Source organism: Mycolicibacterium sp. CBM1 (genome assembly GCF_054073305.1).
The window spans coordinates 187,875-206,107 of record NZ_JBSXPP010000004.1 but is presented as its reverse complement, the minus strand read 5'-3'; the positions used below and the strand labels follow the sequence as shown (position 1 = coordinate 206,107).

General features: G+C 69.7%; 16 protein-coding genes. 7 read left to right on the top strand and 9 right to left on the bottom strand.

Going from position 1 to position 18,233, the window contains the following annotated elements; all coding sequences use genetic code 11:
• The first annotated feature begins 217 nt into the window (after positions 1-217).
• Positions 218-2,539 (top strand): arylsulfatase, encoded by a 2,322-nt coding sequence (locus ACXDF8_RS07220; protein ID WP_457222564.1) that lies wholly within the window; start codon positions 218-220, stop codon positions 2,537-2,539.
• Between the two features lie 93 nt (positions 2,540-2,632).
• On the opposite strand, the gene ACXDF8_RS07215 is transcribed toward ACXDF8_RS07220, so the two are convergent.
• Positions 2,633-2,833 carry a hypothetical protein gene (locus tag ACXDF8_RS07215; protein WP_457222563.1) on the bottom strand — a complete coding sequence of 67 codons (201 nt, stop codon included), beginning with the start codon at positions 2,831-2,833 and terminating at the stop codon, positions 2,633-2,635.
• Here ACXDF8_RS07215 and ACXDF8_RS07210 point away from each other — a divergent pair.
• Complete coding sequence (locus ACXDF8_RS07210) at positions 2,820-3,101, top strand: hypothetical protein (RefSeq protein WP_457222562.1); 282 nt, start codon at positions 2,820-2,822, stop codon at positions 3,099-3,101. The two genes, ACXDF8_RS07215 and ACXDF8_RS07210, sit on opposite strands and share 14 nt — an antisense overlap.
• A gap of 105 nt (positions 3,102-3,206) precedes the next feature.
• Here the strand turns inward: ACXDF8_RS07210 and ACXDF8_RS07205 are convergent, their stop codons facing one another.
• Together ACXDF8_RS07205 and ACXDF8_RS07200 are read right to left on the bottom strand one after the other, a co-directional pair.
• A complete protein-coding gene (locus ACXDF8_RS07205; protein WP_457222561.1) occupies positions 3,207-4,643 on the bottom strand; it encodes an aldehyde dehydrogenase in 1,437 nt (478 codons plus the stop codon).
• A complete protein-coding gene (locus ACXDF8_RS07200; protein ID WP_457222560.1) occupies positions 4,640-7,009 on the bottom strand; it encodes a CaiB/BaiF CoA-transferase family protein in 2,370 nt (789 codons plus the stop codon). The genes ACXDF8_RS07205 and ACXDF8_RS07200 overlap by 4 nt, the downstream gene beginning before the upstream one ends.
• A gap of 186 nt (positions 7,010-7,195) precedes the next feature.
• Here ACXDF8_RS07200 and ACXDF8_RS07195 point away from each other — a divergent pair, with 186 nt between their 5' ends.
• Both ACXDF8_RS07195 and ACXDF8_RS07190 read left to right on the top strand, forming a co-directional pair.
• Complete coding sequence (locus ACXDF8_RS07195; RefSeq protein ID WP_457222559.1) at positions 7,196-9,685, top strand: phosphoketolase family protein; 2,490 nt, start codon at positions 7,196-7,198, stop codon at positions 9,683-9,685.
• Between the two features lie 28 nt (positions 9,686-9,713).
• The gene (locus ACXDF8_RS07190; RefSeq protein WP_457222558.1) at positions 9,714-10,508 is read left to right on the top strand and encodes a CPBP family intramembrane glutamic endopeptidase; all 795 of its coding nucleotides are present in this window, start codon (positions 9,714-9,716) and stop codon (positions 10,506-10,508) included.
• 11 nt (positions 10,509-10,519) lie between these two features.
• Here the strand turns inward: ACXDF8_RS07190 and ACXDF8_RS07185 are convergent, their stop codons facing one another.
• A complete protein-coding gene (locus ACXDF8_RS07185) occupies positions 10,520-11,110 on the bottom strand; it encodes a CGNR zinc finger domain-containing protein (protein WP_457222557.1) in 591 nt (196 codons plus the stop codon).
• A gap of 119 nt (positions 11,111-11,229) precedes the next feature.
• Between ACXDF8_RS07185 and ACXDF8_RS07180 the strand changes: the two genes are divergently transcribed.
• Positions 11,230-11,733, top strand: coding sequence for a hypothetical protein (locus ACXDF8_RS07180; RefSeq protein ID WP_457222556.1), 504 nt, complete (start codon positions 11,230-11,232; stop codon positions 11,731-11,733).
• Positions 11,734-11,737: 4 nt separating this feature from the next.
• Here ACXDF8_RS07180 and ACXDF8_RS07175 read toward each other — a convergent pair whose 3' ends face one another.
• Entirely contained in the window at positions 11,738-12,763 is a 1,026-nt protein-coding gene (locus ACXDF8_RS07175; protein WP_457222555.1) for a zinc-binding alcohol dehydrogenase family protein, read from the bottom strand.
• 150 nt (positions 12,764-12,913) lie between these two features.
• Between ACXDF8_RS07175 and ACXDF8_RS07170 the strand changes: the two genes are divergently transcribed.
• Complete coding sequence (locus ACXDF8_RS07170) at positions 12,914-13,945, top strand: Acg family FMN-binding oxidoreductase (RefSeq protein ID WP_457222554.1); 1,032 nt, start codon at positions 12,914-12,916, stop codon at positions 13,943-13,945.
• Here ACXDF8_RS07170 and ACXDF8_RS07165 read toward each other — a convergent pair.
• The 4 genes from ACXDF8_RS07165 to ACXDF8_RS07150 form a co-directional block, all read right to left on the bottom strand.
• On the bottom strand, positions 13,942-14,241 hold the full coding sequence (locus tag ACXDF8_RS07165; RefSeq protein ID WP_457222553.1) for a GlsB/YeaQ/YmgE family stress response membrane protein: 300 nt from the start codon (positions 14,239-14,241) through the stop codon (positions 13,942-13,944). The genes ACXDF8_RS07170 and ACXDF8_RS07165 overlap by 4 nt on opposite strands.
• A gap of 103 nt (positions 14,242-14,344) precedes the next feature.
• On the bottom strand, positions 14,345-15,316 hold the full coding sequence (locus ACXDF8_RS07160) for an APA family fibronectin-binding glycoprotein (RefSeq protein WP_457222552.1): 972 nt from the start codon (positions 15,314-15,316) through the stop codon (positions 14,345-14,347).
• 147 nt (positions 15,317-15,463) lie between these two features.
• Positions 15,464-16,567 carry a sulfate/molybdate ABC transporter ATP-binding protein gene (locus ACXDF8_RS07155; protein ID WP_457222551.1) on the bottom strand — a complete coding sequence of 368 codons (1,104 nt, stop codon included), beginning with the start codon at positions 16,565-16,567 and terminating at the stop codon, positions 15,464-15,466.
• 6 nt (positions 16,568-16,573) lie between these two features.
• The gene (locus tag ACXDF8_RS07150) at positions 16,574-17,383 is read right to left on the bottom strand and encodes an ABC transporter permease (protein ID WP_457222550.1); all 810 of its coding nucleotides are present in this window, start codon (positions 17,381-17,383) and stop codon (positions 16,574-16,576) included.
• Between the two features lie 153 nt (positions 17,384-17,536).
• Between ACXDF8_RS07150 and ACXDF8_RS07145 the strand changes: the two genes are divergently transcribed.
• A complete protein-coding gene (locus ACXDF8_RS07145) occupies positions 17,537-18,208 on the top strand; it encodes an SDR family oxidoreductase (protein WP_457222549.1) in 672 nt (223 codons plus the stop codon).
• Positions 18,209-18,233: the final 25 nt, after the last annotated feature.

Below are 18,233 nucleotides of genomic sequence, written 5' to 3'. Positions count from 1 at the left end.
CGCGCTGCGGTTGGTGAATTTCCGTTCCCCCGCGGTGCCGTCGGCGCCGCCGGGTCCCCCCGTGCCGCCGCTGCCACCCAACCCCCCAGCGCGACACGGCTGCACACGTATAGTCCACCGATGACGGACTCCACGTTCGTCTGCGCCACGCCGCAGCCGGTGCAACCATGACCGGACCGCGGCCGAGCAAGGTGCCGCCGATACCGGGAGGACAAGCATGGCCGAGCCATTCAAGGGCGTCATCAAGCTAGACATTCGAGATTCGGTCCCGGACTGGACGCCCTATCAGCTCAAGAAAGCACCCGAAGGCGCGCCCAACGTCCTGATCGTCCTCTACGACGACACCGGTCAGGCGGCCTGGTCGCCCTACGGCGGCCGGATCAGCATGCCGACCCTCGACCGGCTGGCCGACAACGGCGTCACCTACACCCAGTGGCACACCACCGCACTGTGCTCGCCGACGCGGTCGACCTTCTTGACCGGGCGCAACCACCACGTGAACCGCTGCGCGTCGATCACCGAAGGGTCGATGGGCTTCCCAGGGGCGGCCGGCCGGCTACCCGCCGAGTGCGCCACCATCGGACAGGTATTGCAGGACAACGGTTTCGCCACGATGTGGCTCGGCAAGAACCACAACGTACCGGTGGAGGACCTGTCCCCGGGCGGCAGCAAATCGGAGTGGCCGCTGTCGAAGGGCTTCGACCGGTTCTACGGCTTCCTCGGCGGCGAGACCAACCAGTGGTACCCGGACCTCATCGAGGACAACCACGCCATCGAACCGCCCTACACCCCCGAAGAGGGCTACCACCTGTCCAAAGACCTTGCCGACCAGGCGATTCGGATGCTGCGCGACCTGCGGTCCTCGGCTCCGTCCAAGCCGTGGTTCATGTGGTTCTGCCCCGGCGCCAACCACGCCCCGCACCATGCGCCACAGGACTACATCGACAAGTACAAGGGCGTGTTCGACGACGGCTACGAGGCCTACCGCGAGTGGGTGCTGGCCCGGATGATCGAGCGCGGTGTGGTGCCCGAAGGCACCGAGTTGACGCCGCTGAACCCGATGCCGGCCGACGTCGCCAACGAGGCCGACTACGTGCGGCCCTGGGCCGAGCTCAACGACGAGGAGAAGAAACTGTTCTGCCGGATGGCCGAGGTGTTCGCGGCCTTCTCCGAGTACACCGACGTCCAGGTCGGGCGCATCGTCGACTTCCTGGAGCGCACCGGCCAGCTGGACAACACCCTGATCCTGTACTGCGCCGACAACGGCGCCTCCGGTGAGGGCACCCCCAACGGATCGGTCAACGAGAACAAGTTCTTCAACGGCTATCCCGACAGCCTGGAGGAGAACATGTCCTACTTCGACGAACTCGGCAGCCCGGAAACCTACAACCACTACCCCACCGGCTGGGCGGTGGCCTTCTCCACGCCGTTCCAGATGTTCAAGCGCTACGCGCAGTTCGCCGGCGGCACCTGTGATCCGCTGGTCGTCCACTGGCCCAACGGGATCAAGGCCAAGGGCGAGATGCGCCACCAGTACCACCACAGCACCGACATCGTGCCGACCATTCTGGAAGCCGTCGGGCTGGAGATGCCTACGGTGTACCGCGGGGTGGAGCAGTACCCGCTCAACGGGGTGTCGATGCGCTACAGCTTCGACGACGCCCACGCCCCGACCACCAAGAAGCGCCAGTACTTTTCGATGCTGGGCACCCGCGGCATCTGGCAGGACGGCTGGAAGGCCGCCGCGCTGCACGCACCGATCAGCGGTAAGGGCCATTTCGACAAAGACGTCTGGGAGCTCTACCACGTCGACTCCGACCGGGCCGAGTCCCGCAACCTCGCCGCGCAACACCCGGAGAAACTGCAAGAACTCATCGACGCGTGGTTCGAGGAGGCGGAGGCGAATTTCGTTCTGCCACTGGATGATCGTCCTGCCGTCGAACAGATCGGAGATGTGCGGCCCCAAGGTGAGCCGCCGCGCTCCCGCTACATCTACTACCCAGAGACCGCACCCGTGCCCGAGTCGACGGCGGTGAACATCCGCGGTCGCTCCTACAAGATTGTCGCCGACGTGGAGGTGACCCCGGAGTCCGAGGGGGTCATCTTCGCCCACGGTTCCCGGTTCGGTGGGCACACCCTGTTCATCAAGGACCGCAAGCTGCACTACGTCTACAACTTCCTCGGCATCAAGCCGGAGCAGACCTTCGTCTCCCCGGAGCTGGAACCCGGCCAGCTGACCCTCGGCGCCGAATTCGTTCGCGAGGGCGCCGGCGAGCACATGGAATCGCTGGGGACAGCGAAACTGTATGTGGGCGAGCAGGTCGTCGCCGAAGGTCCGATGCGGGCCCAGATCGGCCCGTTCACGCTGTGCGGCGACGGACTGTGCGTCGGCTACGACAGCGCCGATCCGGTGAGCCGGTCCTATCCGCCGGGATTCCCGTTCAGCGGTGGCCGGATCCTTGGGGTAGCCGTGGACATCGGCCCGGACCAGTATCTCGACCTCGAGCGGGAGGCCGCGGCGGCGTTCGCGCGGGACTAGGGCAAGCCGGGACCGCCCGCCGGCCGTAGCGGTGGGAGAGCAGGTTCGTCGCAGGATTCGGCCGGGCCGGGGCTGGGTATCTGGAGATGTCCCCTAACAAGGAAGTGAGGGCCGGATGCCTCTCGGATCGAGACGACGAATTTCCAGAACCGCGATGACGCTGGTCGGTGGCGCCGCGCTGCTGACGATGGCTGTGGGCTGCGGAAGCAGCGACAGCGGCGGTTCGGAGAGCAGTTCCACTTCGCCGACATCGTCGACCACGACCTCGTCGTCGACCGAGGTGACGGTCACCACCAGCCCCACCAGCGGTGACACCACGACCGCGCCCGGCGGAGTGACCGGTGGCGGTGACGCCAACGGTGGCGGCGGCAGCATCCCCGGTGGCCCGACCGGCAGCGGCGGCCCCGGTGGTGGTGGCGGCAGCATCCCCGGTGGCCCGACCGGCAGCGGCGGCCCCGGCGGCGGCAGTGGATCCATCCCCGGCGTGGGTAGCGGCGGCGGCGGCCCCGGCGGCGGTGGCGGCTGCATCAACGGCGTCGGCTGCATCGGCACCGGCGGCTAAACCCCTGTCCGACGTCCGCCGGCCGGCCAGTTACGATGCGCGAAAACCGCTCAGGCAGAGCGTAACTGCGCAGCGTAACTGGCCGCTCGGCGGCGCGGGTCGGGCTTAGCCCGCCGCGGGTCCGACCCGGTAGATCGACTTCAGCGCGAAGAAGGCCTCAAGGCCCTCCGGCCCCAGCTCGCGGCCGATGCCACTGGACTTCACCCCTCCGAACGGCGCGCGGAAGTCCAATTGATAGTCGTTGACGCCGACGGTGCCGGTGCGCACCGCGCGGGCCACCTCGGTGGCGCGCTCGTCGTCGGTGGACCACACCGTGCCTGCCAGCCCGAAGTCGCTGTCGTTGGCCAGCGCGATCGCCTCCTCGTCGCCGTCATAGGGAATGACCGCCAGCACCGGGCCGAAGATCTCCTCCTGGGCGATTCGGTCGGCGTTGTCCACATCGGCGAACACCGTCGGGGACACGAACCAGCCGCGCGACTGGTCTTGCGGAACCGACCCGCCGACAAGGAGTCTGGCGCCGCTGACCTTGCCAGCTTCGATGTAGCCAAGGACGCGATCGCGTTGGCGGGAGCTGACCAGCGGCCCGATGTCGGTCGACGGGTCCAGCGGGTCGCCCACGGTGAGTCCGTCGACCATGTCGGCCAGCGCCGAGAGCACCTCGTCGTATCGCGACCGCGGCGCGAGGATCCGTGAGCTCAGGTGGCAGGTCTGGCCGTTGTTGACGAACGAGGCGTTGCGCAGGCCCTTCATCGTGGCGTCCAAGTCGGCGTCGTCGAGGATGATCGCCGCGGACTTGCCGCCCAGCTCAAGGGTGACCGGACGCAACAGCCGGCCGCAGACCTCGCCGATGAGGCGGCCGGCGACGGTCGACCCGGTGAAGGTGACCTTGTCTACCCCGGGATGCGCGACGAGGTAGGCGCCGACCGGTGCCCCGCCGGGCACCACGTTGAGCACCCCCGGCGGCAGTCCGGCCTCCTCGGCCGCCTCAGCGAAAATCAGTGCGTCCAGCGCTGTTTCGGGCGCAGCCTTGAGCACCACCGTGCACCCGGCGGCCAACGCCGGCGCCAGTTTGAACGCGGCCAGCGCCTGCGGATAGTTCCACGGCACGATCGCGGCGACCACCCCGACGGCCTCGCGCCGTACGATCGTGTGCCCGATCATGCTCGGACGGATCTCCTCGATGGCGGTCTGGGTGATCAGCTGCGCGTAGTAGCGGACCAGCGCCGCCGGGAAACGGCCGTTGGCGCCGCGCGACAACGACATCGGCATGCCGTTCTCCCGGGTTACCAGTTCGTCGGTGGTCCGCGCCCGCTTCTCAAGTGCCGCCGCGAACGCGACAAGCGACTCTGCGCGGTGATCCGGCGAGGCGGACTGCCAATCGGGCAGTGCGGCTCGGGCCGCGGCCACCGCGGCGTCGATGTCGGACTCGGTGGCGCTGGCCCCGTTGCCCAGCAACTCCCCGGTGGCCGCTTCGAGCACCGGCTCGGTGTGCTCGGCGCCGCGGAAACGTCCGTCGATGAAGAATCGCGCCCCAGCGGTCATGCGTCCACTCCTGTTCTCTCCTCGGCGCCGAACAGCACTCCGTCGGCGAGCAGCTGGTCGATCTCGCCGGTGTCCATGCCCAGCACCTCCGCGCAGACCTGGCGGGTGTCGGCGCCGGGCAGCGGCGCGGGACGTTGCGGCACCGGCGCGATGGTGCGGTAGGACGCCGGGCCGGCCTCGGCAGGCAACGGCTCGGGCAACAACGGATGTGTCATGTCGGTGAGCACATGTCGTGCCCGCACCTGCGGGTCGTGGTACACCTCGTCGGGGCGGTACATCGGCCCGGCCGGTACGCCGGCGGCCTGCAGCACGGCTGCCGCCTGGTCCGGAGCCTGCGAGCGCGCCCACTCGGCCAGCGCCGAATCGAGGGCATCCGGTGCCGTCCCCGCCTGGCCGATCGCCGTGGCGATCTGAGCGCGATCCGCGTCGGACCGGATCGACACCACGCACCACTCGTCGTCGCCGGCGCACGCCAGCACCCGGTGAACGGTGTGGTCGGCCTCGACGCGGTCGGCCCCGTGCGCCACCGCGGCCAGCGTCACGTAGAGGGTGTCGAGCTGGTTGATTGCGGCTTCGGCCTGCGAGACGTGCAAGCGGGCGCCCACGCCGAGGCGCTGCCGGCGGATCAGCGCGGCCAGGGCGCCGATGGCGCTGATCCGGCCGACGACGTGATCGGGGAAGATCGTGGTGGCGTCGTAGAAGGCATGCCGCGCGGTGGGCGGCGGCGGCTCGGGTGACGTCCACAACCGGCTCACCCCGATGCCTGCACGCACCAGCGGTCCGTACCCCATGTGCTTGCTCCACGGACCGGTGTCGCCGAACGCACTGCTCTCGGCCAGCACCAGGCCCGGGTTGATCTCCCGCAGCCGTTCGTAAGAAAAGCCCAGCGCGGCAAGGGTTCCGGGCTTGAAATTCGCGAACACGGCGTCCGACGCGCCGACCAGCCGGCCAAAGACCGCGGTGCCGGCCGTACTGCGCAGTTCCAGGCCCAGTCCCAGGTTGTTGCGGTGCGCCCGCGCGAACGACTCACTGATCTGCTGGTGCTCGCGCTTCTGCCGCAGCCCGTCGGGGTAGGACGCGCTCTCGATCTTGATGACCTCGGCGCCCAGGTCGGCGAACAACCGACTCAACTCCCCGCCCGCCACGATCACACCCAGATCCAGGATCCGGATGCCCGCCAGCGGCGCACGCTCGATCGGCCCCGTCGGGTCTGACTCGAAATGCGGTGTTTGCCAATGACTTTCGCTGCTACCCAGACGGGGCGCCGGGGTGCGGTAGCCAACATGCACGCCGTCGACAACCCAGTAACCGACCGGGACCCGCGCGGTGACACCGGGTGCCAACTCGGTGTCGGTCAACGCACCGACAGCGGTCAGGTGTTCGGACTCCAATGCCTCCGACGGGGTCAACACCGCCGCGATCGGCACGCCGTGCGCCTGTCCCTCGGCGACCAGCTGGGCCATCGTCTGCTCGGCGAACAGCGCCGCGATCAACTCGCTCAGCTGGCCAAAGGCCTTCATCCGCGCCACGATCGAATCGAAGCGCGGATCCTGGAACTCTTCGGGCTCCCCCAGCCATGCCCGCAGCCCCCGCCACTGCCGCGGCGCCAGCACACAGATGCGCACATAGCCGTCACGGCACGGGAAGATCGGGTAGGCATCCTGGTTCCTCGGCCGTCCGCGCCACTTCTCGGCGGTGTTGCGGGCCGTCGCCGCCTGCCCCTGGGTGCCGAACGGCGGATCCAGCGCCAACAGAACCGCGTCGAACCGCGAGAAATCGATGTAATCGCCGGCGCCACAGCGTAACCGGTGGAAATACGCGACCAGCACCGCCCACGCCGCCTGGACCGACGCAGTGGCCGAGGCGATGCCGTCCGGCGGTAACACCGGGGTGCCGACCGCTGGACCCGACCGCGACAACGCGGTGGACATCGCGTACAACACGGCGTCGGTGGCCTGCCAGGATGCCCGCGCGCCCTGCCTACCGAAGTCGGTGACCGACAACGTCACCAGGTGATCGAACCGGTCGGCCAGTTCCGCGCACGACGTCCCGAATGCCGCGGACTGACCAGGGATTCCGCTGTCGACGACTATGTCGGCACCGGCGGCCAACTCGAAGAACCGCGCGCGGTCGGCCTCGTCAGCAGGGTCCAACACGGTGCTGTGCTTGTTGGCATTGTGCAAGGCGAACGGGATGCTCACCCCGGCCAGAAGCGGCAGTGCGGCGCGAGCCGCGGCACCACCGGGGCATTCGACCTTGATGACCTCGGCGCCCAGGTCGGCCAGCAGCCGGGTCACCGCGTCGCCGTCGCCGTCACACAGATCCAGCACCCGCACCGAGGCGAGCAACGGCTCGCCGGCCCTCATGCGCTCACCCCCGGCGACTGCCACGTGTCATCAATGCAGTGAGACGCATCCGATTGCGTCGCGACGAAGCTCAGCACGCCGGTCAGCGTAGTAGAGCAGCGGCATAGCTCTCGGCGCAGGTAAGCGTGCGTTAACAAACGGTGTGCGCACCGGCACAGTCCGCCGAATCGGGGTTTGATGGGCCCTATGGACTCCACACCGACTGTTGCCTGGCGACCATCGCACGACGAACCGGTGAGCGAGCAAACCATTGCCCGCCTCGACGGGTGGTGGCGGGCAGCCAACTATCTGTCCGTCGGCCAGATCTACTTGCTGGACAACCCGCTGTTGCGCACGCCGCTGTCCCGTGCGGACGTCAAACCGAGACTGCTCGGACACTGGGGCACCACGCCGGGCCTGAACTTCCTCTACGCCCATCTCAACCGGGCAATCGCCGAGCGCAGCCAGCCCACGATCTACGTCACCGGCCCGGGCCACGGCGGTCCAGGACTGGTGGCCAACGCCTACCTCGACGGCACCTACAGCGAGACCTACCCCGACATCACCCCGGACACCGAAGGACTGCGCCGGCTGTTCCGGCAGTTCTCGTTTCCCGGCGGCATCCCGTCGCACGTCGCCCCGGAGACGCCGGGCTCAATCCACGAGGGCGGCGAACTCGGCTATGCGCTGTCGCACGCGTACGGCGCGGCCTTCGACAACCCGGACCTGCTGGTGGTGGCCGTCGTCGGCGACGGCGAAGCCGAGACCGGTGCGCTGGCGACCAGCTGGCATTCCAACAAGTTCGTCAACTCGGCGCGCGACGGCGTCGTGCTGCCGATCCTTCACCTCAACGGTTACAAGATCGCCAACCCCACTGTGCTGGCCCGCATACCCGAGGACGAGCTGCGGAGCCTGATGCTCGGCTACGGCCACAAGCCCTACTTCTTCGAGGTCGCCGACTCCGAGGGGCCTGGCGGTGCCGCCGACCATGCCGATGCTCACCGGCGCTTCGCGGTCCTGCTCGACGAGGTGCTCGACGAGATCGCCGCCATCAAGGCCCGCGCCGACGACGAGGCGCGGCCGGCCTGGCCAATGATCGTGTTCCGCACCCCCAAGGGCTGGACCGGCCCGGCCTACATCGACGGCAAGAAGACCACCGGCTCGTGGCGGGCCCACCAGGTGCCGCTGGCCAGCGCCCGCGACACCCCCGAACACCTGCAGGTGCTGGCCGACTGGCTGGCGTCCTACCGCGCCGAGGAATTGTTCGACGCCGACGGCAGGCTCGACCCGGACATCGCCGCCCTGGCGCCGGCGGGGCAGCTGCGGATGAGCGACAACCCGCACACCAACGGCGGCCTGCTGCTCAAGGACCTGCGGCTGCCGGACTTCCGGAACTTCGCCGTCGACGTCCCCGCGCCCGGCGCGACGATCGCCGAGGCGACTCGAGTGCTCGGGCAGTGGCTCACCGAGGTGATCCGGCTCAACCCGGACAACTTCCGCATCTTCGGACCCGACGAGACCGCGTCCAACCGCCTGCAGGCCGTCTTCGACGTCACCGACAAACAGTGGGACGCCGAGTTCCTCTCGCCGGAGGTCGACGAGCACCTGGCGCGAGCCGGCCGCGTGGTGGAGATGTTGTCCGAACATCAGTGCCAGGGCTGGCTGGAGGGTTACCTGCTGAGCGGCCGGCACGGCCTGTTCAACTGCTACGAAGCGTTCATCCACATCATCGACTCGATGTTCAACCAGCACGCCAAGTGGCTGAAGGTCACCGACCACATCGCCTGGCGGCGCCCGATCGCCAGCCTCAACTACCTTCTGTCCAGCCACGTCTGGCGCCAGGACCACAACGGCTTCTCCCACCAGGATCCGGGGTTCATCGACCACGTCGTGAACAAGAGCGCCAACGTGGTACGGGTCTACCTACCGCCGGATGCCAACACCCTGTTGTCCACCTACGACCACTGCCTGCGCTCGCGCCAGTACGTGAATGTCGTCGTCGCGGGCAAACAACCGCACCCCACCTTCCTGACTATGGAGCAGGCGATCGCGCACTGCACCCGCGGGCTGGGGATCTGGGAGTGGGCCGGCACCGAGACCCTCGGCGAAGACCCCGACGTCGTGCTCGCCGCGGCCGGTGACGTACCGACCCTGGAGGCACTGGCGGCCGCCGACCTGCTGCGCCGCCACCTGCCCGAGCTGAAGGTGCGCTTCGTCAACGTCGTGGACCTGATGCGACTGCAGGATGACACCGAGCACCCGCACGGGCTGTCCAGCCGGGAATTCGACATGATCTTCACGCCCGACAAGCCGGTCATCTTCGCCTACCACGGCTATCCCTGGCTGATCCATCGGCTGACCTACCGGCGCAGCAACGACAGCCGCATCCATGTCCGCGGCTATAAGGAGGAGGGCACCACCACCACGCCCTTCGACATGGTGATGCTCAACGACCTGGACCGCTACCACCTCGTCATCGACGTCATCGACCGCGTCCCTGGCCTCGGTTCCACGTGCGCGACCCTGCGCCAGCAGATGGTCGACCAGCGGCTGGCGGCACGGGAATACACCCGCGCCCACGGCGACGACCTGCCGGAGGTGCGGGACTGGGTGTGGCCGGGGGCAAAGGGGGCGGACGGGACGGGCGTCGCCTCGTCGGTAGACGCCGTTGCCGCCACCGGCGGGGACAACGAGTAGATCCGGCGCGCGCGTACACTGGTAGCAAATGTCTGATTTCAGCGCGGCGGTCGCGCCATCACGTCTCACCGCGGCCGATGTCGCTGTGCCGTCGGCCCCGGTGGCCCAGTTGGCCGCCCTGCATCACTTCCGTGCGTACGTCGACATCGGCGTCGTCGTGGTGGTGCTGGCCATCACCAACCTGATCGCCCACTTCACCACGCCGTGGGCCAACGTCGCGGTGGTGCCCGCCGCCGCCGTCGGCCTTCTGGTGCTGGTGCGTTCTCGCGGACTGGGCTGGGCCGAACTGGGCCTGGGTCGCGAGCACTGGCGATCGGGTGCGCTCTACGCGGCGGGCGCTGTGCTGCTGGTGCTCACGGTGATCGCGGTCGGGGCGCTACTGCCCTGGACCCGCCCGATGTTCCTGAACAACCACTACGCCACGCTCTCCGGGGCGCTGCTGGCGTCGATGATCATCATCCCGCTGCAGACCGTCATCCCCGAAGAACTCGCCTTCCGCGGCGTACTGCACGGCGCACTGGACCGGGCCTGGGGGTTCCGCGGGGTCGCGGCCGCCGGGTCGCTGCTGTTCGGCCTGTGGCACATCGCCACCTCACTTGGCCTGACCAGCAGCAACGTCGGCTTCACCCGGATGTTCGGCGGCGGTGTGTTCGGCATGGTCGCCGGGGTGGCGATGGCGGTGGTGGCCACCGGCGCCGCCGGTTTCGTGTTCACCTGGCTGCGTCGGCGCAGTGGCAGCCTGATCGCGCCGATCGCGCTGCACTGGTCGCTGAACGGTCTGGGCGCCCTGGCCGCCGCGCTGGTCTGGCACCTGTCCACCTGAGCGCCCGGGGGTCAGCGCCGGTTTCGGCGGGCCCGGAACTCCCGGTTCTTGAGCTTGTTGCCGCAGCTCGCCATGTCGCACCAGGTGCCGCCGTGATTGCGGGACCGGTCGTAGAAGGCCCACCGGCAGTCGTCGTTGTGGCAGGCCTTCAACAGTCCCCAGGTGCCGTCGCGCTGCGCCTCCGACACCACCAGCAGTAGCCCGAGCAGCCGCGCGTCGAGGGAATCGCCGTCGGTATCGGCCGCGACACGGACCGCGCCGTCCGCGCCGAGGTGGACCCGGGCGCTGCTCGCCTGCGCGACGCGGCGCAGCGGCCGCAGCTGCTCGGGTGTAGGCGCGCCGCCGCCGGCATTGTGCACCAGCATGGCGCGCAATGCCTCCCGAACCTCGCGGATGGTGCGCAGATCGTCCGCGCCGACATCGTGACCGGCGGGCAGCAGACCGTGGGCCCGCAACCACGGCTCGGCATCCGGCGGCTGCGCCAGTCGGTCCAACCCTGATTCCAGGTCGATGGTGTTGACCAGCGCCTGCACCAGGGCAAGCGGCTCCGGTGCCGGTTTGGCGTCGGCGTCGCCGGGCCACTGCACAGGGGCCTGGATCATGGGACCAGCCTAGAGCGAAATGACCGGTGAAGCAATTTGACTAGTCACGCATGACCGGTGTAGCTTCATCATTGGTCATTAGAGTCGGCGACGAGGCCGGCTCGGAACAGGAAAAGCCCATGGGGCACAACGAATCCCACGGTAACACCCGCCGCACCGGTATCCGGCCATCGGGCGCCCGCGCCAGCAGTGTGTCGCCCGACGTCTCCGAACCCGCGACCGTCGCGACCCGATGGCGCGCCAAGATGTTCGCCGGACGCCTCGATCGGGACGTCGAAGCGGGCATCGTGCCGATGGCGGGCACACCCCTCGCGGTGCACATGACGCGGCTGACGTCGGTCGAAGAACGGGAGGCACTGGCCCGCTCGCTGCGCCAGGCACTGTTCGACAGGGACCGCACTGGCCCGGGTCTGCCGCCACGCATCCCCGCTCATCCCGAGCGGCTGGCGCGCTGCCGCGACGTGGTCGACGACATCACCCTGCTGCTGCACTCGCCCCGCCCGGTCCGGGCCCGCGGCGTCGCGCGCCTACGGATGCTGCTCTCCGACGGAACCGGACCGCTCTACCGCCAAGACCGCGGCAGCCTGGCGGCCGAACTGCGCGGCGTGCTCGCCGCGCTCTGATCGCTCAGGGCAGCAACACCGCCGCCCCGGCGATGCGGCCGCCGGCCAGGTCGCTCAGCGCGCGGTCGGCGTGATCCAGCCGATACTGCGGTGTGGTCACCTCGATGTGGTGTTGCCCGGCGAACGCCAGGAACTCGCGGGCATCGGCACGGGTGTTCGACGTCACCGAGCGAATCTGACGCTCCTGGAACAGGTGTCGCTGATAGTTCAGCACCGGGATGTCGCTGAGGTGGATGCCCGCGATCGCCAGCGTGCCACCCCGGTCGAGCGCTTCGAGCGCCGGCAGCACCAAATCGCCGACCGGCGCGAACAGGATCGCCGCGTCGAGCTTGACCGGCGGCGGGTCGGCTGCGCCCTGCGCCGAGGCCGCGCCCAATGCCAACGCCAGCTCCTGCGCCGCGGCGCCGCGGGTCATAACGTGCACCTCAGCGCCCTGGGCGAGCGCGACCTGCGCGGTGATGTGGGCGCTGCCGCCGAACCCGTATAGGCCCAGCCGGCCGCCGGCGGGAAGCTCCGCGCGCAGCAGTGAACGGTAACCGATGATGCCCGCGCACAGCAGCGGCGCCAGCTCGGTGTCGCTGTAGCCGTCGGGCAGGTGGTGTGCGAAATCGGCGGGCACCGTGGCGAACTCGGCGTAACCACCGTCGGCGTCCCAGCCGGTGTACCGAGAATCCGGGCACAGGTTCTCCGCGCCGCGACGGCAGTACCGACACCGCCCGCACGTGTGTCGCAGCCAGGCGATCCCGACCCGATCCCCCACGGTGAACTCGGCACCGGTCGCCGGTCCGACGGCGACGACCTCGCCGACCACCTCGTGGCCGGGTGTGACCCGGCGCCGGTGCACCGCCAAATCCCCTTCGCAGACATGCAGATCGGTGCGGCACACGCCGCAGGCCCGGACCGCCACCAACAGTTCCCCGGCTCCGGGCCGCGAAATGGGCGCTGCGGCCTCGAGCTCCAGCGGATGGCTTGCCATGGGCCCGGGGCGGCGTACCCGCCAGGCACGCATCGTTCTCGGTTGTCCTGCCATCCACCCATCGTGCATCGCCGGCGTCGGTCCCGCGTCGGCACCTGTGTCGGCAAAGGACCAAAGACACTCGATCGGGGTCCTTCGGAGCCTGTGCCAGCCGGGATTTCGCTGTGAAGGTGAAGTCGGCACTGGCAGTGGGCAGGAGCGGACATGAACATCGACCCGAATGTGGATATGGCTATCGGGCGGGAACTTCCCGACCGGGCGACCGTCGAGGCGGCGCTGGCATTGGCGGTCCGCGCACCCTCGGTCCACAATTCCCAGCCCTGGCGCTGGCGCGTCGGCGAGGAGAGTGTGCATCTCTACGCCGACCCCGCCCGGCACCTCCCCCATATCGACCCCGCGCGCCGCGACCTGATGCTCAGTTGCGGTGTCGCGCTGCAGCATTTCACCGTCGCACTGTCCGCGCTCGGCTGGACTAGCGAGGTACACCGCTTCCCCAACCCCGCCGAGCCCGATCACCTCGCCAGCGTGCGGATTCTGGCCCCGGGACTCGCCGAGCAGGACATCGCACTCGCGGCGGCGATCCCGCGCCGGCGCACCGACCGGCGGTGGTTCTCCTCGTGGCCGGTCCCCGGCGGTGACATCGCGCTGATGGCGGCCCGGGCCGCCCGATCGGGAGTCATGCTGCGCCGGGTCGAGGAGGTCGGCGAACTGGCGCAGGTGGTCTCCCATGCGGTGCGCGAGCACATCAGCGACCCGGCCTACCTTGCCGAGTTGTCGATGTGGAGTGGTCGCCACGGCACACCGGCGGGAGTACCGGCACGCAACACCCCGCCGTCCGGGCGCGAGAGCACGTTCTCGGCACGGGTGTTCGCCAACCCGGTGCTGGACCAGCCCAGCGGGGTGGAGGCTCGCGACGACGCGGGCGTGGTGTTGGTGCTCTCGACGGCGACCGACGATCCGCAGGCACAGTTGCGCGCGGGTGAGGCCACCGGGGTGGTGCTGCTGACCGCCACGGCGCTCGGGCTGGCCGGCTGTCCGCTCACCGAGCCGCTCGAGATCGCCGCCACCCGCGACGAGGTACGCACGAAACTGCTCGGCGGCGACGGTTTTCCGCAGATGCTGCTGCGGATCGGCTGGGCGGCGCTCAACGCCGACCCGCTACCGGCGACCCCGCGCCGGCCGCTCTCGGACGTGGCGGTGCGCCTCGACGGCGCACCGCTGGGCGGATCGGGCTAGGCGCGCCGGACCTTGCTGAGGATCCACAACAGGATCACCGAGCCCAAGACGGCGGTGAACAGGGTGAACCACCAACCGCCCGCCGCGGTGTCCAGGAAGAAGCTGAGTAGGAACCCACCGATGAGGGCGCCGATCACGCCGATGACGATGTTCATCAGGATCCCCGAGCCGCTGCCCTTGACCAGCTTGCCGGCGATCCAGCCGGCGATCGCCCCGATGATGATGTAACCAATCCAGCCGACGCTGGTAAACGTCGTCGAACGGGCGAGGATCTCGGTCGTTGCCAACATGTCCATCACGGTCTCCTCCGAGTCACCGGCCCGCGTCGTTGCGGAGCCGTCATCCCCTTGGTATACCGCTCTGCGGTAACGATTGACCGATCCGAACGGCCACGATCTGTTATTGGCCGGGCGTCATTCCGGGAACGGGCGTCTCCACCGGGACGGGCACGCCGAGCGGAATACGGCCACCCGCCGTCGGCGGCGGCGGGGCGTCGGTAGCCGGCGCATTGGGATCCGGTTCCGCCGGCGGCGGTGGCGGCGGCGGGCTGTACGGACGGATGGACTCGGCCAGCGCCTTCGCCGCGGCCGGGTCGATCGGATCCTTGGCGGTGCCGAGCCACACCACGAACCAGCGCTGGTTGCGCTGGTCCTTGGGGGCGTTGGGAACGACGGTGCCGACGACGCCCGCCCAGATCTGCCCGTTGGGCTTGGTGGTGTCGGTGAACTTGACGTCGTAGGAGGCGAAGCTGCCCGGCATGTCACCGGCCTGCAGGGCCCCGCTCTGCTGGTTGATCCGCACACCGGGGAACGGCATGAAGAACTCACCCATGTCCGACGCCAACCGGATCGCGGCCTTGCCGTTGTCCTGTTCGGCGCCGGCGAACAGCTTCAGGTCCAGCCGACCGAGGATGACGCTGGTGTCGTTGGCGGTGGGGGCGGGCTGGCCGTTCTCGGCCGGCGCGGTCTGCTTGCTCAGCAGCGCCTGACCGTAGTTGAGTCGCGAGGCGTCCGAGACGGTCCAGCCGGCTGGCAACAGGTAGCTGAACCCGCCTGCCTCGTTGTCGACGCGTCCGGGCTCCGGTGCCGGTGGTGGCGGCGGGGCGTTCGGATCGGCCGGCGGCGCGTTCGGGTCCGCGGGCGGCGGGGCGGCCGGCGGGGCGTTCGGGTCGGCTGGCGGGGCGGGGACCTCGGTTGCCGGTGGCGCGGCCGGGGCGGCGGGTGCCGCCGTCGTGGGCGTCGGCGCCGCAGGATCCGCGCTCGCGGAGTTCGACGGCAGGGCGATCGTGACGGCGCTGACGGCGGTCACCGCAGTGACCGCAAACGCCGTCCACAGGCCCGGGCGTCGCGAAATCGGGGCCGGCTGTGTCATGGCGATGAACCTACCGTGTTACAGCCGTGACGCAAGTGTGGCCTGCTCACGATGTGGCACCGGCCCACGCTGTGACGAGCTCACAAAAGTCGCAGAAAGCCCAGGTCGGCCGCTAGTCCCGCGGCGACTCGCGAACGGGTTGGGCGGTCAGGTTCCCAGCGAGTCCACAGCCGGGCGCTCGGCGGGATGCACCGCAACCTCCTGGGCCTTCACCGTGAACCACACCCGCTCGCCCACACCCAGCCGCAGCGCCGCCGCCGACTCGGCGGTGATGTCCGCCGCTAACCCCGGCGCGCCGTCGGACTGTTCCTCCGCCCGCACCCGGACCCGTGCCCCGTCCGCGTCGAGCTCGGCGACGACGACCGGGACGCTGTTGCGGGGGCTGCCGTGCGGCAAGTCCCGGTACACCGCGACCGCGGCCGGGGTGAAGACCGCCAGTGCGGCGTCGCCGGCGAGTTCCTGCGCCCGGATGCCGTGCCACACCATGCCGTCGGCGGCGCGCACGGCATCATCACCGGCGCGCCGACCGCGGACGACGTTGACCCCGGCGATCCGGGCACCGAACAGGCTGCGCGGCGCGGCGAGGATCTCCCTGACCGGCCCGATCTCGGCGACGGCACCGCCATCGAGCACCATCACCCGATCGGCCAGCGTCAGTACGTCGAGCAGGTCGTGGGTGACCAGCACGGTTGCGCGGCCACCCGTCGTCGCCGCCCCCCGCAGCAGTGCCCGCACCGACGCCGCGACTGCGACGTCGAGGCCGGCCAGCGGCTCGTCGAGCAGCAGCACCTCCGGTTCGGCGGCCAGTGCGCGCGCGATGGCGACGCGCTGCGCCTGCCCGCCGGAGAGCTGAGCGGGCCGGCGCCCGGCGAACTCGGCCAGGCCCACCTCGGCCAGCCGGACCTCGGCGTCGCGGCGGGCCGCGCGCCGCCCGGCGCCCCGGGTGCGGGCCGCGAACTCAACATTGCCCTGCACGCTCAGATGGGGAAACAGCAGCGGATCCTGCAACAGCAGGCCGACGCGCCGGTCATAGGTGGGCACATGGACGCCCCCAGCCACGTCGGTGAGCGGCCGCCCGCCCACTCGCACCACGCCGGTGTCGGGTCGCAACAGGCCCGCGATCGCGTGCAGCGTGGTGGACTTGCCGGCCCCGTTGGGGCCCAACACCGCCAGCACCTCGCCCGCCTCGACATCGAACGCCACGTCGAACCCGCGGTCGGCGACCGTGGCGGCGAAGTGCAGCTCAGCCACGCCGGCTCACCCGCCGCTCCAGCCGGACAACCGCCGGGTGCCAAGCCCCAGCACCACGACCGCGGCCACGACCACGAGCAGCAGTGACAGGGCGACCGCGGCAGCCGGGTCACTCTCGCGTTGCAGATAGATCTCCAGCGGCAACGTCCGGGTCACGCCTTGGCGCGAGCCGGCGAATGTCAGCGTCGCGCCGAACTCCCCCAGCGCGCGGGCGAATGCCAGCACCGCACCCGACACCAGGCCAGGCGCCAGCAGCGGCAGGGTCACCCGCCACCACACGACGGCGGGCCGGGCACCCAGCGTCGCGGCCACCACCTCGTAGTCCGAACCGGCCGTACGGGCGGCTCCCTCCAGTGCGATCACCAGGAAAGGCAGCGAGACGAACGTCTGGGCGAGTACCACCGCCGTCGTGGTGAACGCGATGCGGACCCCGGCGGCCTCTAGGTAGTGGCCAATCAGGCCCAGCCGACCGAACGCATACAGCAGCGCGATACCACCGACCACCGGCGGCAGCACCAACGGCAACAGGATCAGCGGACGCAGGCTGCGGACCAGCCGGCCGTCGTTGCGGGCCAGCACCAGCGCCATCGGCACACCCAGGAGCAGGCACAGCGCGGTGCTGGCGGCGGCGGTTCGCAGGCTCAACAGCAGCGCCGCCTGCGAAGCCGGACTGGTGACCAACGCTGCGAAGCGCGTCCAGTCGACTTTGGCGGCCATTCCTATCAGGGGCAACACCACGAACGCCGCGCCAACGCCCGCCGGGACGTACAGCCAGCGCGGCAGCGGCGGCGCAGTCCTGCCCGCGGCACGCCTCACCCGTCACACCCTAGGGCGAAACCTTGTGTCGTGTCCGGATCGTGTCGTCACCGCATTAGCACCTTCTAGCTACTGTCCAGTAACATTTTTCTTCAATCGACGCCAACACGACTGGGATCTCGCCCAGGGCGTGGCACGAGGAGGTCAAAGGCGATGGACGTGCTGGTCACCGGCGGGGACACCGAACTGGGTCGCACCATTGCGGAGGGCTTCCGCGATGCCGGCCACCGGGTCATCATCAGCGGCGCGCGCCGCGACGATCTCGAGGTCGCCGCCAAGGAACTCGACATCGACGCCATCGTGTGCGACACCACCGACCCGGCCGCGCTGGCCGAGACGCGCACCGATTTCCCGCACCACCTCGACACCATCGTCCACGTGCCGGCCCCGGCCTGGGCCGGCGGCGATCCGCGCACCTACACGGTGCCCGACACGGCCAACGCCTGGCGCAGCGCGCTGGACGCCACCGTGCTCTCGGCCGTGCTGTTGGTCCAGAACATCGGCGACCATCTACGCTCCGGCGGGTCCATCGTGACCGTCGTCCCGGATAGCCCGCGCGACGGCGGAGCCGAGGCTGCGATGAAAGCCGCGCTGTCCAATTGGACTGCGGGACAGTCCGATTACTTCGGCACGCGCGGCATCACCATCAACACCGTCGCCTGCGGACGCGGCGCGGAGCCGACCTACGACGGACTGTCGAGCACTCCTCCGTCGGTGGCCGCCGAGATCACCCGGTTGGCGCTGTTCCTGACCACACCCGCGGCCCGACACATCACCGGGCAGACCCTGCACGTGGCCCGCGGCGCGCTGGCCAACTTCGGCTGACCCGACTACCGACGTCGATTCACCT